17 protein-coding genes are annotated in these 13,954 nt (G+C 53.4%); 5 read left to right on the top strand and 12 right to left on the bottom strand.

What is annotated here, in order from left to right; all coding sequences use genetic code 11:
* Positions 1-8 precede the first annotated feature (8 nt).
* The 3 genes from AC3WQN_RS10455 to AC3WQN_RS10445 form a co-directional block, all read right to left on the bottom strand.
* On the bottom strand, positions 9-515 hold the full coding sequence (locus AC3WQN_RS10455; protein WP_103399216.1) for a HEPN domain-containing protein: 507 nt from the start codon (positions 513-515) through the stop codon (positions 9-11).
* The gene (locus tag AC3WQN_RS10450) at positions 512-1,651 is read right to left on the bottom strand and encodes a DUF262 domain-containing protein (RefSeq protein ID WP_103399215.1); all 1,140 of its coding nucleotides are present in this window, start codon (positions 1,649-1,651) and stop codon (positions 512-514) included. The genes AC3WQN_RS10455 and AC3WQN_RS10450 overlap by 4 nt, the downstream gene beginning before the upstream one ends.
* Positions 1,652-2,017: 366 nt before the next feature.
* Positions 2,018-2,950, bottom strand: a complete 933-nt coding sequence (locus AC3WQN_RS10445; protein WP_256587221.1) for a methyltransferase — start codon at positions 2,948-2,950, stop codon at positions 2,018-2,020.
* Between the two features lie 599 nt (positions 2,951-3,549).
* On the opposite strand from AC3WQN_RS10445, the gene AC3WQN_RS10440 reads away from it, so the two are divergent.
* Positions 3,550-4,044 (top strand): hypothetical protein, encoded by a 495-nt coding sequence (locus AC3WQN_RS10440; protein WP_103399214.1) that lies wholly within the window; start codon positions 3,550-3,552, stop codon positions 4,042-4,044.
* Positions 4,045-4,289: 245 nt separating this feature from the next.
* Here the strand turns inward: AC3WQN_RS10440 and AC3WQN_RS10435 are convergent, their stop codons facing one another.
* Together AC3WQN_RS10435 and AC3WQN_RS10430 are read right to left on the bottom strand one after the other, a co-directional pair.
* Positions 4,290-4,505 carry a hypothetical protein gene (locus AC3WQN_RS10435; RefSeq protein WP_103399213.1) on the bottom strand — a complete coding sequence of 72 codons (216 nt, stop codon included), beginning with the start codon at positions 4,503-4,505 and terminating at the stop codon, positions 4,290-4,292.
* Between the two features lie 169 nt (positions 4,506-4,674).
* On the bottom strand, positions 4,675-6,000 hold the full coding sequence (locus AC3WQN_RS10430; RefSeq protein WP_103399212.1) for a hypothetical protein: 1,326 nt from the start codon (positions 5,998-6,000) through the stop codon (positions 4,675-4,677).
* A 567-nt stretch (positions 6,001-6,567) separates the two neighbouring features.
* Here AC3WQN_RS10430 and AC3WQN_RS10425 point away from each other — a divergent pair.
* Positions 6,568-7,794 carry a tyrosine-type recombinase/integrase gene (locus AC3WQN_RS10425; RefSeq protein ID WP_103399211.1) on the top strand — a complete coding sequence of 409 codons (1,227 nt, stop codon included), beginning with the start codon at positions 6,568-6,570 and terminating at the stop codon, positions 7,792-7,794.
* Here AC3WQN_RS10425 and AC3WQN_RS10420 read toward each other — a convergent pair.
* Positions 7,767-8,009 (bottom strand): helix-turn-helix transcriptional regulator, encoded by a 243-nt coding sequence (locus tag AC3WQN_RS10420; protein ID WP_103399210.1) that lies wholly within the window; start codon positions 8,007-8,009, stop codon positions 7,767-7,769. The two genes, AC3WQN_RS10425 and AC3WQN_RS10420, sit on opposite strands and share 28 nt — an antisense overlap.
* A gap of 308 nt (positions 8,010-8,317) precedes the next feature.
* Here AC3WQN_RS10420 and AC3WQN_RS10415 point away from each other — a divergent pair, with 308 nt between their 5' ends.
* Entirely contained in the window at positions 8,318-8,962 is a 645-nt protein-coding gene (locus tag AC3WQN_RS10415) for a hypothetical protein (protein ID WP_256587220.1), read from the top strand.
* Between the two features lie 23 nt (positions 8,963-8,985).
* On the opposite strand, the gene AC3WQN_RS10410 is transcribed toward AC3WQN_RS10415, so the two are convergent.
* Positions 8,986-10,791: a DNA cytosine methyltransferase gene (locus AC3WQN_RS10410; protein WP_103399208.1), complete on the bottom strand. Its 1,806-nt coding sequence runs from the start codon at positions 10,789-10,791 to the stop codon at positions 8,986-8,988.
* An 82-nt stretch (positions 10,792-10,873) separates the two neighbouring features.
* Here AC3WQN_RS10410 and AC3WQN_RS10405 point away from each other — a divergent pair, with 82 nt between their 5' ends.
* Positions 10,874-11,371, top strand: coding sequence for a hypothetical protein (locus AC3WQN_RS10405; protein WP_103399207.1), 498 nt, complete (start codon positions 10,874-10,876; stop codon positions 11,369-11,371).
* Position 11,372: 1 nt separating this feature from the next.
* The gene (locus tag AC3WQN_RS10400; protein WP_256587219.1) at positions 11,373-11,504 is read left to right on the top strand and encodes a hypothetical protein; all 132 of its coding nucleotides are present in this window, start codon (positions 11,373-11,375) and stop codon (positions 11,502-11,504) included.
* A 10-nt stretch (positions 11,505-11,514) separates the two neighbouring features.
* Here AC3WQN_RS10400 and AC3WQN_RS10395 read toward each other — a convergent pair whose 3' ends face one another.
* The 5 genes from AC3WQN_RS10395 to AC3WQN_RS10375 form a co-directional block, all read right to left on the bottom strand.
* Complete coding sequence (locus AC3WQN_RS10395; RefSeq protein WP_103399206.1) at positions 11,515-11,880, bottom strand: hypothetical protein; 366 nt, start codon at positions 11,878-11,880, stop codon at positions 11,515-11,517.
* Between the two features lie 90 nt (positions 11,881-11,970).
* A complete protein-coding gene (locus AC3WQN_RS10390; protein WP_103399205.1) occupies positions 11,971-12,429 on the bottom strand; it encodes a hypothetical protein in 459 nt (152 codons plus the stop codon).
* Positions 12,426-12,656 carry a hypothetical protein gene (locus AC3WQN_RS10385; protein ID WP_103399204.1) on the bottom strand — a complete coding sequence of 77 codons (231 nt, stop codon included), beginning with the start codon at positions 12,654-12,656 and terminating at the stop codon, positions 12,426-12,428. The genes AC3WQN_RS10390 and AC3WQN_RS10385 overlap by 4 nt, the downstream gene beginning before the upstream one ends.
* A gap of 8 nt (positions 12,657-12,664) precedes the next feature.
* Positions 12,665-13,228 (bottom strand): siphovirus Gp157 family protein, encoded by a 564-nt coding sequence (locus tag AC3WQN_RS10380; RefSeq protein ID WP_103399203.1) that lies wholly within the window; start codon positions 13,226-13,228, stop codon positions 12,665-12,667.
* On the bottom strand, positions 13,225-13,953 hold the full coding sequence (locus AC3WQN_RS10375) for a hypothetical protein (protein WP_103399202.1): 729 nt from the start codon (positions 13,951-13,953) through the stop codon (positions 13,225-13,227). The genes AC3WQN_RS10380 and AC3WQN_RS10375 overlap by 4 nt, the downstream gene beginning before the upstream one ends.
* Between the last annotated feature and the right edge of the window lies 1 nt (position 13,954).

The following is a 13,954-nucleotide window of genomic DNA, read 5'->3' as shown; positions in this document are numbered from 1 at the left end:
TTTCAAAGCTAAAAATCGTCATAGTCGTAAGATACGCAGTTGTCTAGCGCTTTCAGAACTTCTATAGAGTCGCTAAAGTTCTCAATTATAATAGCGATATCCAAGTTTGGTGTTCCTCCATGAGCAAACTCGTTACGTGCCTCAACCAAGCAAGTCAGAGCACCTTTCAACTTTGGTTTGTCTGCTAAGCCCATGAGTTCGTCAAATCGACCGCGCCACCTATCGTCAAATTCAGATAGCATATTTTCAATGGCGCCTAGTCTGGGGTTGGTCGAACTGTCGCGAACTTTTCTTTTTATAAAATTCTTGACGTGAATCTCGCTGTTTTGATCAACTCGATCAGCGATGATTTGTTTGAAGCCAACTTCAATGCAGCCAGTTGCTCTCATTACTGCATACCTTTTTAGGTATGGCGTTGGCCTGGCTTCTTCACCATTGCCGACTATAAACGCTCTGATTCCTTCTAGCTCTTCAATGCAAGAGGTTATAGATTCTGCAACTTCAGCGTTATTCATTTTGCCTCACCTTCAAAAAGTGAGTAATACATGTGGTAGACCCGGCTTCTAATGTTTGGTACACGCATCGTTTCATGTGACAGGAGGCGCTGGTAGTCTGGGCTGCACAATAGAGTCAGACGTCTGTCTTCGATGCCAGCTACATATTTATCCGCTATACCTCGCCTAATGCCAAGATCGACGGCAGTCATTACGGAGTCGAAAATCGTAGGGCTAAAATTGGGTACTAGGCGGCTATTGTCAGACGGTGAAATATTATGAAATGCAGAAGGCCCTATGTGGCTAAAAATAAAATCGATGCTTGTCTCAAATCTAGTGCGGAAATCGTCGCAGCGATTTATATTATTAACGGAATCCATGTATTGGTTTAGATATTGTTTTAAGGATATTCTATTTGGGCTGTCAACATCCTGCTGTATTTTTCTTGAGGAGAGGGCAAAGAATCTCAAAATCATTTCGAGATCTCTCATGCGGGAATCTGCGGTGGGCTTTCCCCAAAGGGTTCTCCAACGCTCAAGTTTATTGAGCTCAAAAAGTAAAGAGTTCATTGGGCCTTGGTATACGCAGTTTCTTATCTCCTGAGGGAGCAGGGATCTGCCGCTTGAGTTTATTCGTTCAAAAACTTGATAAAGGCTAGTGTCCCCATCGGCAGGGTGTTTCTGCATGAAAATAATGGCATGAATAGTAGTGTTTCTTATTTTTCGCTGATCTTCTGGCGGAAGTTCGAGAAAAGACTTACCCTTCCAACGCTCATGAATTTTACCGCTTCTTGATAGCTTGAATATTGAGCCATCCTTTGAAAAGATACCCTTCACAAAATCCCGTACTGTCATTAGTCGTTGATAGCCATCTATTATCAATAACTTTTCGTCGTTTGTTTTTGCAAGGAAAATGCTAGGGACAGGTAGGCCTAGTAATACGGAGTCTATGAATCTAGATGCTTCGGCTTTGTCCCATACATAGTTTCTTTGTAGCTCCGGCTTTACTAATTCATCATCATCATACCGGGCGATTAATTCTCTAAAGCTTAAGTCCGCTCCCCAGGACGAGATATCAAACAGGTCGTCATCACTGTAATAATCGTCTCTTTCTTCTTCGGGAAGCTCGATTCCATCTTCGATGGTGATTTCGCTCATGCTCTCAACTCCTTAGGTCGTTTTGACTCAATCCGTCGTTAAAACTAGAATCAATTATCATTTTAAGTTTTATAAATAGGTGGTGATTTCAAGAGGCCATCATAGCGAAAAAGCGTGCGCCATTTGCAACGGGGGGGAAATTCTCCTGGTGGGTGAGGTGTCCTATGTGGATCGAAAGCTATTTTGGGTGGTGCTGAGCGCGTTTTTAGGGTTAAAAAACAATCCCCAAAAGCTCACTACACATAGCCAGGCTTGTTGGAGCCCAGCTTGATTTCACTACAGCTTTGATGGGGCTATCCAGCCTAGGGAGCTGCTTTCTCCAAAGCAGTCGCTTGGTCCTTTCTGCTGAGCTAGGGGCGACTCGGGTCATGCGCCCTTGTTCCTCCTAGCTCCGAGTGTTGCTGTCGGCCACAGTCCGTGGGTGCGTAACAGGCGCGCTGTAGTGAGGCCATCCATGAAAACGACCTGGCAGGGGGCTACGAAGCTGCGGGCTAACGCAAAGGCTTCGGCCTGCTTGCGAACAGCGGCGCCAATTAAGTGACAATGCTGAACCACGTAAATCTGCGCTGGGATATTGAACAGTCGGTAGAGCTGGTCACCGTTTTTTCCGAGGTCTGTGGGTCTCATCGGGTGAAAGCGCGCCGGCCCCTTGAGTAAGAAGGCGCCCACGTGACGGCGACCTTCAACCATCAGATTAGCTGACAACACGTCGCTTTCCTCACCGCCCCAGTCATTGGGTATGAAGTGGTCTCCAAGCAAATGGCAGATCAGTTGTTTGACCGTAAGCTCTGGAACCATTGCCATGCGTTTGAACTCGGTCGGAGAAGGAAACCAAGTCTCGTCCATACCGGCGAACTGTTCGATTTTCTCTGGGCGCAGTTCGAGCGTCGTAATAAAAGGCAGGGACATTACTTGACCGGTTGTGACCAGATCGCCTATGACATAAGGCACAGCACGAATGGTCGTCTCATCTATCCCGGCGATATAGCCAAAAACGAACAGACGCGTCGACCCGGATAGGCGAGTGTACGCGGTGTCGTTCACCAATCCGTTCTTGGAAAACTCGAAGATGAGCTTCCTACCGGATAGCGGTTCATCGAGTTTCGCGGTAAGGCTCAATATAGGGGATTTATTGGCGGCGCCAAAGCCTTTGCCAGATGCGTCACCGTTGTAGATGAAAGGGACACCTTCTCTCAGACTGCCCTCAAAGGCCAGTTGAGGCAGCGTATTTACCTTGCCAGATGCGATCGCCTGGAAAAGGTAGGTGCCGACAGCGTTGGAAAGGATAGCCGACGACATTTTCACATCCTGGCCTTGGAGCGCCGCCATCACGTGTGCAGGTAGACACTGATGATTCAGAAGCCCCAGAACTCGATCTCGACTTAAGTAGAAAGCCGTTAACCGCGCATCGTGTAACGCAGACTCTACGGACTCACGGCGTCCATCCACATGCACGTACGTTTCAAAGGCGGGCGGGCTGTTCGATGACATGATGGCGACCTCATGGGTGGTTCGCGGTGCTTATGATATGTATGGTCCGATAACACCGTCTTTGCTTTCGATAGCTGAGAGCCGGTCGCTGGGCAGAACCGACTTATGGATATCTGGGCAGGAATATTGACCAGCGACTGCTTTTAGCCGAAAGCTACATATCGGATCATTTTAGTTTGGGTATCGTTAGAATTCACGGCGGCCATGAGCTACCGGCTGCTCTTGTCCCGAAAGAGCATCAGGATCAGGACAATAAAGTGGTTTTTTCGACGTTTCCCGTCTCTAATGGAGGCAAGGTAGCCTCTGTTTCCACTACTTATGGTCGATCAGATGCACCATGGCAGTGCCAGAAGTTACTATAGAACGCGCTGAATACCATTTCTGAAGTGAATGTTACAGAGGGAATTATGAGTGATGGTTGGCTTGGGTTCTTAGGCGGTGTTTTGACAGCCCTGATTGGCGGGCTTATTGCTGGGGTTGTTCAGCGGGTAAATGAACATCGCAAGGAAAAAAATGCTGCTCGGCTGACGGCCTACTTTCTTTTGCTTGAGCTCAGCCAGCAGTATTTCTGGGTTGCGTCCTCGGAACTCAACGGGAGCGAGCCTCCAGAGGACATGCTGAGTGCCTGCCGTAAAACAGCTTGGCTGCTTGCGGATAAACTTCGCTCATTCGATGACATCGAGCACTTGGAGGAAACTCTCACAATACTATTCAGCTCATCAATCCCTACTGCAAACGAACGAGCCAAACGCTTGGACGATCTCTTGGAAAGCTACGGTCGGTTAGTTAATCCAAGTTACGCGAAGGCAATCAAAAAAATTAGCCAGGACAATCTGATAGGCCAGATGCAACGAGGGAGCCTTAAGACCAATGCACCGGGCGCGTGGCGGTACACACGTTGAGAGTTTTTCTTCGCCTTTCTCGGGGCTGCCAGGCTATTAGGATCATGCCACATTCACTGGATAGCCAGTTGCCTCCTAGCAGAGTCACGCGACAGTCTTGTCAATCTGATGCCCGTCAACAGTAGCGGGTTATGAGCGGCTGCAGATGGCCGAAGTTTTCCTGCCGACGCAGCTTAAATTGTGCATCACTAGGCTCGCCAGTGGTCATCCTGGATATTGAGCCTGCATGGCTCAACTGTGTTGTGCTATGTCGAGCTTCCTCCCTTCAACCTAGCAAGTCCCTGCTTGATATAGCCCGCGTTATCACCAAGCGCGTGAAGCGCCCCGCGGACATTGACACCAGCCTCTAATGAGCCTTGCTGCTCTGCCAATAATGTCAGCTCCATGAGAGCGGCTTCGAGGGCGAGTTGGTTCTCGTACATTCTTTCTAGGACATCCGGTAACGAATAGCTGCTTGGCATTGCTTCGATTCCTTTCGAGAAAATCCGAGCATAGCAGCGAGATTAGCTGAGTGCGCCACCCACCTTGAGGTCGGAGGGGTTTATGGAGCGCTTACAGTTCTTCGATGACCTGGGCGGTTTTGATGGAGCGGTTCTGCGCCACGCATTATGCCTCCCGGTCGCGGTGCTGCTATCGCCCCTCGGCTTGATCCATCCCGCAAATCCTTGCCGAAGGCAGCACAGATGGAAATCCACGATTCTCGTAGTCGATTCGCTCACCTGTATAGCCTACGATCGAGAAAAGGATTTCATAGAACAGTTTGATGTTGGCAAACGTAAGGTCCACCATCCTTTGCCAGTCCTCCCGAGCTTCGCCGGCAACCACCGCGTGTGCTGTTTCACTTCTGAGCCTGTTCCACTTGGCCGCAAGCTCAGGACTAATTTCGCCGGACTGTGTAAGGGCGCGAAGCGCTGTCTTGGGCTTGAAGTTGCCAGAGCCGCCAAGGCAGGAGCGAAGCAGGCTTTTTACACGATCATCTATCTCAAGCTGCATAACTGCAGGTACAGCGCGCCTGGATAGCTCGGCAAAATCACTATCAGTCCCAAGCGCCTCAAAATATGCTTTGAGCACCCCCTCGATACACACGCTCACGTTCAGAGCGGTCGACTCTAAGCCCGCTTGCCACGCTCTGTTCAACTTGTTCCAGTTGTCGTAGAAGGCCGCTCCGTTCTGCTGAAAAAAACCAACGAGCAGGTTGAAGACAGATCCAAAAAAATCAGACGGGCATCTGAAGGGGATTCCAACAGGGGGAAAGAGCCGTTGGTTGCTCAACTCAATGTCCCTTGAGTAGAGCTCGACAATGGAATGGCCCTCCCAGATTTTTTCGGTGACACCCAGTTGTAGACGAACGCCACTCAGCACGTTCAACGTCTTCTCGATCGCCTTTGCAAATCCGTCGCTCAGCTCGCCCCCCAGCACCGATACATCGCATCCCGACTCATCCTTCGCGATAGTGACGGTAGATTCGCCACATGCGAACTCAAGCCCTGGTGCTACCGACAAACGAGGTGAAGGGAAGTGAGGATCGTCAAAATAAACTTGGTGGATCGTACTCTGGCGGTTCCCAGAGAATGCGTGCCGAGAGCTGAGGAATTCAATAGAACCCTCGACCACGCAAAATTCAAAACGGTAGTTGCCACCAGAGGTATCCACCCCCACGGCAGTCCAGATTTTCCCCGCTACATCCACCCCCTCAAAATTGAAAAGAGAATCCTCATTTACCAGCTCTCCCGCTTGCCCCGCAAAACTCATGGTCATGTGCCGATTCGCTTCGTCGGTGACGCAGGTATGGTAGACCACGTACTTCAGACGTCCCCTATCAAGGTGTACGTGACCGGGCCCGATAAAAACGATGGGATTCTCGGTGCGCCGTTGGGTCAACGTAATACGGCTAAAGTGCAGAACCATTTCACCTTTGATATACGCTTCGACGTTCACACCATGAGCTTTGGTCATTCAGGATCCTTAAGTGTTTTCAAGAGTGAATCAGCGGTAAGCGTATCTTAAAGATGTGCTGACGCGGCTGCCGAGGCAGCGAGCAAGTGAGATCGGATAACTGCTGCTGCATGAATGGGTATCCGCCTAGCTTATGCAAGGTGTCTTCGGCAGACGCTTACACATTACCCACGACAGGCAGCTGCTGTAGGTTGCAGTGTGCGGCTGTACGATTGAGGAATTGACAGAAAAATACTTTCCGCAATTTTTCTAGAGGCCTCGCGTTTATTGGGCTGCAGAAAGGGTTGCGATCGATGGTTGAGGAAATATTCAGTACATAACCATCTGATTTATAAAGGTTTATTGTTGGACTTAAAATCCCCCGCTCGTAAGGGCGTGCCGGTTCGATTCCGGCTTCGGGCACCATTTACGCTTCCAAGGTTATACCAGACCTTCTCAAAAGCCCCGCAGGCATTGGCCTAGCGGGGCTTTTTCGTTATTGGCTCCCTCCATCATTTAGCACACCTTCTCGATTTTTTTAGTACATTGCTCAGCACATCTGAATTCGACTGCCATGGTTATGTACTAATGCCCCTCACTGATACAGCTGTCAGGCAAGCAAAGCCCAAAGAGAAGGATTACAGCGTCAGCGATACCGCTGGATTGTCCTTGTTCGTAGCCGTCAAAGGCTCGAAAGCGTGGCACTTCCGATTCTCATGGCATGGACAGCAGCCGCGCATATCCCTGGGCACCTACCCCGAAATATCCCTGAAAGAAGCCCGCGAACGCCGGGACCAGGCCCGCGCGCTCATTGCAAAGGGGATAGACCCTCGTTCGCAGCGCCGCGAAGAAAAGCGTGCAGCCATTAGCGGCGCAGTGAAGACCTTCGAGGTGGTGGCCAACGAATGGTATGCCTTCAAAGCGCCACGCATGCTGACTGCCAAAAAAGGTGGCGCCACCCAGTCGCGCATGTATCTGGACAAGGATCTGATTCCAGTGCTTGGCAGAATCCCGGTGGCTGATGTGAAACGCTCTGATGTACTAAGTGCCATGCGTCGAGTCGAGGCACGCGGCGCATTGAACGTGGCACGAAAGTGTCGTTCATGGCTCAACGAGATTTTCAGGTTCGCCATCGCTTCCGACTACATTGAAACCAATCCTGCCTCCGACTTGGATATCGTGGCCGTAAAAGAGCCACCGGAGAAGCACAACCCGATGCTTCGACAGGCAGAGCTGAAAGACTTCCTTGTGGCACTTCGCCAATTCAATGGGGCCGCCTACACGAAGAGCGCGATCCGCATTCTGCTCCTGACCGGTGTACGCACCGGTGAGCTACGCAATGCGACCTGGAGTCAGTTCAATCTTGATGACGCGCTCTGGACTATTCCGGCCGAGGGTGTGAAGCAGCTACAAAAGGTGATCAGGGCAAAAGGGGGGGATAAGGTGCCGGCCTATCTGGTGCCACTGTCGCGGCAGGCGGCTGAAGAGGTGCGTCAGGTCCATGAGATGACTGGCCGTTACAAACTGCTGATCCCGGGTCGGAGTGACCCGGGCAAGCCGATCAGCGACGGTACAGTCAATATGGCCCTAAAGCGCATGGGGTATGAAGGCAGACTGACCGGACACGGTATCCGCGCCACAATCTCAACGGCCTTGAACGAGATGGGTTACAACGAGGACTGGATCGAGGCGCAGTTGTCGCATGCGAGCTCGAGCAAAGTGCGGAAGACGTACAACCACGCGGAATACGTCGAGCAGCGACGGGGGATGATGCAGGACTGGGCCGATTATCTGGACAAGCTAGAGGGGAGGTAACCCTTCTGCTCGCGGGCAGCTGCACGACCGGCTGCCCACTGCGTGACTTCCGAACGAATCCAGGCGACTGCCTTGTCACCAATTTTGGCCTGACGCGGGAATTTTCCGCTGGTCGCCATACGGTAAATGGATGCCGTGCTGAGCCCGGAGATGCGGCGTACTTCTGGCAGGCGGATGTACTCGATAAAGTCTTCATTATTTCTTTCAGTATTCATTTGATGCTCCATGCCGCGCGTGGCGGCAGTAGGTGGCTGAGTGGCGGTGGTAGTTAGTTTGCTGAAGGCGTCAGCTCGTCGACTGTCGCGATCATGCTAATCAGCGACTCTGTGACGATGCTGCGGATCAGGGTGGATCGGTTTTCTGTGGGCATGAGGCGTCCTCTCGGTTTATATTTCGAGTCCGTTTGGAGTGATTGGGGTTATGTATGGCTGAGCGAAACCAGCATGGACTTGGCCGATATGTGCCGCAGGATGTTAGGCGAGAGATTCGTAGTAGATGCGGATTCGGATGCGTTCTGTGTGGTTTGGCATATTACGACTACGAGCACTTCGAACCTGACTTCAAAGATGCTAAGGAGCACAATCCGGAGGGAATGACTCTTCTTTGCATGCAATGCAATCAGAAGCGAGCCAGAGGAACACTCTCTGCTGCTACTGTTGCAAGGGCTAACGCTAACCCAAAGTGCAAACAACAGGGTTTTGCCTCTGAGTTGTTTGATTTCGGCCCGGAGCCAATCGAAGTACGGTTTGCTGGGGTCAGCTTCATTGATTGCAGAGTGCTGATTCAGGTCAAAGGGATTGATCTCTTATCTGTTCGCCCTCCTGAAGCACCCGGGACGCCAGTTCTGCTCTCTGGGTTTCTTGCCGACACAACAGGAGCAACCACGCTAAAGATCGTTGATAACGTATGGTCTGCTGGTGATGAGAATTGGGATGTCGAAGTTGTAGGAGCGCTTATAAAAATCCGTCGAGGGCCGGGAGACATAGCCTTGCAAGTGCGAGCTATACCTCCTCATGCGATCGCTATCGAAAGAGTTGACATGCAATTTGAAGGGTACTTTTTGAAAGGTGACGAAGAGTCTCTACGGATATCTAGGGACGGAAAGAACTGGAACACATTCTCGTCTGTTGGCATGCGTGGTTGTGGAGTCGGAATCAGTTTGCTTTAGCCATCCTCACTCAGTGGAATAGGTCAGGCTGCAAGGCGTTGATATAGGTCGATGATGTCGGCGGCGTTTGCCCGGACCAGGGCTTCAGCCTCATCCGGGCAGACGCTGTTGCCGATCAGCCGTACTTGGTCCGTCTTGTTGATGTCGCGCCACTCTTCGGCGCCAGTGACCGAGTCGACGAACAACCCGCGATCAATGATGTAGTCCTTGTCGAAGCCTTGGGCGGCCTTCAACTCAGGCGGCTGCAGCATGCGCAGGGTGATATCTACCAGCACATAGCCGCCAACCATCACCATTTCGGCCGGATCTTTGAAGTGTTCCGGCAGATGCTCATGCATGAAGGCGGCGCAGCGGCGGGCACCTTCCAACTGCTCCGGTGTCAACGTGTCTGGTACCTGAACCACCTCAACCAGTGCGACCCGGTCCTTCGTCGGCAGGGTATGCATCGGTTCGGTCAGCGAAATACCGTCCTTCTCATTGCCGTAGTACTTCACCAGATAGGCGTTCACCAGGCGCTGGTTGGCACCGGATTGGCAGATGGTCGAGAGTGGCGAGTCCGCAGCGCGGCCATCACCGTTGTAGAAGCCTCCGTTCGCCTGCTCGAAGAACGCGGCCGATAGCGCATGATGTCCGGTACTGGTGGCGACCACGCCAAGCGGGCCGGCAACGTCGGCGCCGACCGAGCCTTTCCGCAATGTCACCATGTTCGCCGCTGCCATCGCGAAGTGCCCACCTTTGACCTGCGCAACCTGTGTACGCAGCGGCTCCTGCACGTCAAAGTTTCGCTGTGATGATCCGTTGGCGCATTCGGTGAGGAACGGCGCTGCAACCGGTTGAACCAGAGCGTGGTGCGTGCCGCCGGCACTGATGGTCGAGAGCGCGTCGTCCACCCTGTGGGTGCTGGTGTGCGTGTCCGATGTACCACGCATTGGGACAATGAACGGCTTCGCGCTAGTCAGCACATGCCGCCAGCAGCCTTTGGCCACGCGGCGCATGGTGTTCTGTGCCATCGGCCTGTCGCGAAAAATGGTGCGGCCAAGGTTGCTCCAGTCGATGCATTCGGCAGCGGTGCGCCAAGGCTGTTGCTTTGCCGTCGGCACTTTGTGTCGCGTTGGTGCTGGCCAGACGATCGGCTTGCCGTCACTGCGTGCCACCAGGTACAGGCGTTTGCGGATCGTCGGGGTACCGGCGTTGGCCGCGATGCGCTCGCGCCATTCGACGTTGTAGCCGAGGCCGCGCACCAGCGCTTCCACCGAAACATACTCGCCGATTGATTCGAGGATCTCCGGCATGTCAGGGTGATCGGCCGGCAGGCCGGTGCTGAGCGCTGCAATGAATGACTTGAAGGTGCGCCCGCGCTCGGCCTTGATCGGTTGGCCTTCTTCGTCGATCGGGCCCCAGTCGCAGAACTCTTCGACATTCTCCAGGAACATCAGGCGTGGCCGGGTGGCGTGCGCCCAGCGTACGACAACCCAGGCTAGGCCGCGAACCCCGCGGTCGCGCGGTGCGCCGCCCTTGGCCTTGCTGTGATGCCGGCAATCCGGCGAGGCCCAGAGGATGCCGACCGGTTGGCCGCCGGTGGCGTGCGCCGGGTCGACCTCGAACACGTCGGCGACATAATGCGCAGTCTGCGGGTGGTTTGCGCGGTGCACAGCCAGGGCGATGGGGTTATGGTTCACGGCCACATCCGGCTCCCGATATGCCCGGGCAATACCAGTGCTGGCGCCACCGCCACCGGCGAACAGGTCCACCACCAGTTCTTTTTCGAACGGCAGGCCCATGCTTGGCTGGCGGTGGATGAGCTTGGGCAATTTCTGTTGTGCGGACATAGGGGATCCTCGCCGGCTGGCGTGATTCGTTGAAGTGGGGTATTGGTGTGCTTCGCGGCGTTGCGCCGAATAGGGACAGAAAATGTATCAATCTCAGTATTGGACCGAGATGCAGGAGTTGCGAACCCACGCTTACTATCTCGAGTTGTATCAAATAAGGTGTGAGCGCATCGAGCTTGGGATAAGCATTTTTCTTGCTGTAACATCGTCTGCAAGCATCGGCGCCTGGGCCATCTGGAAAGAAGCTGCCATGGTTTGGGGTGGAATTATCGCTACGAGCCAGGTCCTTGCAGTGGTTTATAAATTCCTTCCTTTCAAAGCCCGGATTAAGCCGCTTGGCGTTGCGAGTATTGAGCTGTTTGCGCTTGCTGATGAGGCTGAGGATGGCTGGTATGACGTATCGCAAAGCGAGCTGAAAGCAAAGGAAGTTCACGGCAAACGAATTGAGATTCGACGTAAAAAATCAGCAATCATGAAAGGTGCTTTTCCTGGGGGAACAATCCCAGTTAATGAACAGTTGATGGCTAAGGCTGAAGCAAAAATGGTGCTGTATTTTAATAACTATTATCCGGTGAGTTGATATGAGCAAAGATAAAAATGGGAAAGGTAACAATGAAAAGTCGAAGGGAGTTCCAACCTTTGATCATGCCCTGCCACCAGTAAAGAGCAGCACCCCCATGCCGAAAGTGAAGCCACTGAAGGAAGACGAATAGCCGCTTTTCTTCAATTTGGCGCAATGATTTCGTCCTCTGGCTCGCCGGGGTCTTTTGCTAGCGCGCGCAGGCTCTGCTCCTGAAATGCCATCGACACCTTTTCGCTATGATCATAAGGTGTCGTGACACACTTGAGCATCTGCGCCGCTGTTTCGAAGTCAGCGGCGATCACGTTCCGCAGCAGGTTCTGATATACCTCCTGCTGGCTGTTGAAACCGTGTTCTTTCATCAGACGCTTGAGGTCCGACTTGAATACGCCGGCCACCTCAACCGTGAACTTCTCGATACCCAGCGCAGCATTCTTTTCCGCTTCCTTCTCGCGCTTCCTGCGCTGCTTGATGGCTTCCGCCGTCGGCTCCTGCTGTTCTTCGGCCATGGCCTACCTCTTCAATTCCGCTGGCCGACAGATCCAACCAGACTTGTCGTTTGCGTTGCTGGGGGCGACTTTTCATGCTGCTCATGCTGCTCATGCTGCTTTCCGCTGATTCCAGGCACCTGCGGCGGAGAACACCTTGGCGGCTTGTTCCTCATCCAGCGATACGGCGTTGGGGATAGCGATCCAGCCGTACGCGACCAGGTGCTGCGGGTTGCAGCTGTCGCGCACCTCTGTGTAGTAATGCTCGATGGCGTCGGCGAGCTGGCTGGCCAGGTATATCCCCTCCGGAGCAATCTCCACCGATTTCAGGTACTCGCCGCCGGCCTGGTCGATGCACATGCCGCTGATGTAGATCGTCCAGCGGTGAGGCACGTCAAATATCGCGTCGACGATCTGCCGGCTTCGGATAATCCTGCGGTTCTTCCAGTTGATCATCCATTGCTGGCCGCTGGGGTCGATGTTGACCACTGCGACGTGGTTCGAGCTCAGCAGTGCCCGGCAGGAGCGCTCAATCCGGGTCCGCATGTTGTGAGGTTTGCGATTGCTCATAGGACCTCCGCGAGTTTCCGAAGGATCTTGCGCTCGGCCGGGGTTGGGGAGGTGCGACGCCGTTTGAGGACCGTTTCAGGATCTACCCAGTCTTTGCGAGCCGGTGCTGGCTTGAACTCGAATGACTCAAGTACTTTCACTGATTTGCCGCGGGCTATGAATGCTTCGCGCGCGGCGTCGATGCGCGCCTGTTCCTGCTGAAGGGTTAAGGGCCTGGATGCGTTCATGCTGTCACCTATTTGATTCGGATTGAGCTTTCACCGCGCTCCAGGTGAGCCCAGTGCGGTTCGGGGATCAGATCTGCTTCGACGTCTTCGCCGGCATCCATGCGTTTGCGGATGGCAGCGTTGTGCTCGCGGATCTCTTTGAGGCGCGTGGCTATGGCCTTCTTTTCGGGGGTGATCGCTGTGCTAACCGTCACAAAGTCGTCGGGGATTTCGTCCTCCTTGTCGACAATCACCTTTTCCGGGGCCAGTGCCAGGGTGATGGTGAACAATGGGCGTTTGATCGATTTGATATCGGCGGCTTCCATGTTGCGCCGTAGGTAGTCGCTGATCTGGCTGACGCTGTTTTTCTTGACCCGCTTGAGTTCGTTCAGGCGATCGACCTCTTTGTCGATGGCGTCAATATCACCTTCGATGTTGCGACGCAGCATGACGATGTTGTCGGCCTTCACTTCGAACTCGCCCTGGATCTCATCCATTGCGTATTGGAGCGCTTCCTTCAGGCCTTCGTCATCGGTGTCGGTCATGGCCGCCAGCTCGGCAAGCTTGCCGGTCAGTGCGTAAAGCTGGGTCATGCTGCTGACTCCTGGTCGAATTTAGGGGATAGCTTTTTGAACTCTTTGGCGATGCGTTTGACCGCCGTGTCGTCCTTGCGCATGGTGAGCCGGCGAACGGCATGGTCATGGAGCTTCTTGAGTTCCTGAAGGGACTGCGCGCCTTGCATGGTTTCGATCACTGAGTTGAAGTAGTCATGTTGTTCCTGTTTCTGCCGCCGCTCTTCGGCGGGTCTGTCTTCCGCACGCGCCAATCGCTGTTCATCCTTCAAATGGTTGACGTACTCGTCGTCGTCAAACATTCCAAGGAACACGTCAGCGCTGAAGCCAAGCATCGACAGGGATTTTTTGATGGCGTCGGTCAGGGACTTCTTCGGCGCCTCTCCGTCGGTTGTGGTGCCGTACTGCGATTTGTAGAGGTAGCGCGTGCAGCCGTACTGCTCCAACTCACCACGCTTGCCATCCAGGTCAAACCAGAACTTGATCTTCATGGTGTGGTTCAGTTCGTGACCAAGGCTGAAGCGTTTGTCGCCTTCGCCACTGAACATTTCGAAGCCTTTGTCGAAGCGTTCTTCCAGAACACTCCAGCCGAACCCAAGACCAACTGGTCCGAAGATCTCGGTGGCTTTCATGATCATCGCGGTGCCGCTGAGGCTTGTGATCTTTTGTCCGCCAACCTCGGCAGGCTTGGTGTAGCGGGTGTCGGTCTTGTCGACCCGATCCCAGATCCGCATATTCGTGGACATG

The sequence above is a fragment of the Pseudomonas sp. FW300-N1A1 genome, from assembly GCF_058789115.1.
The sequence above is the reverse complement of the archived record's forward strand: the minus strand, read 5'-3'. Positions and strand labels throughout refer to the sequence as shown.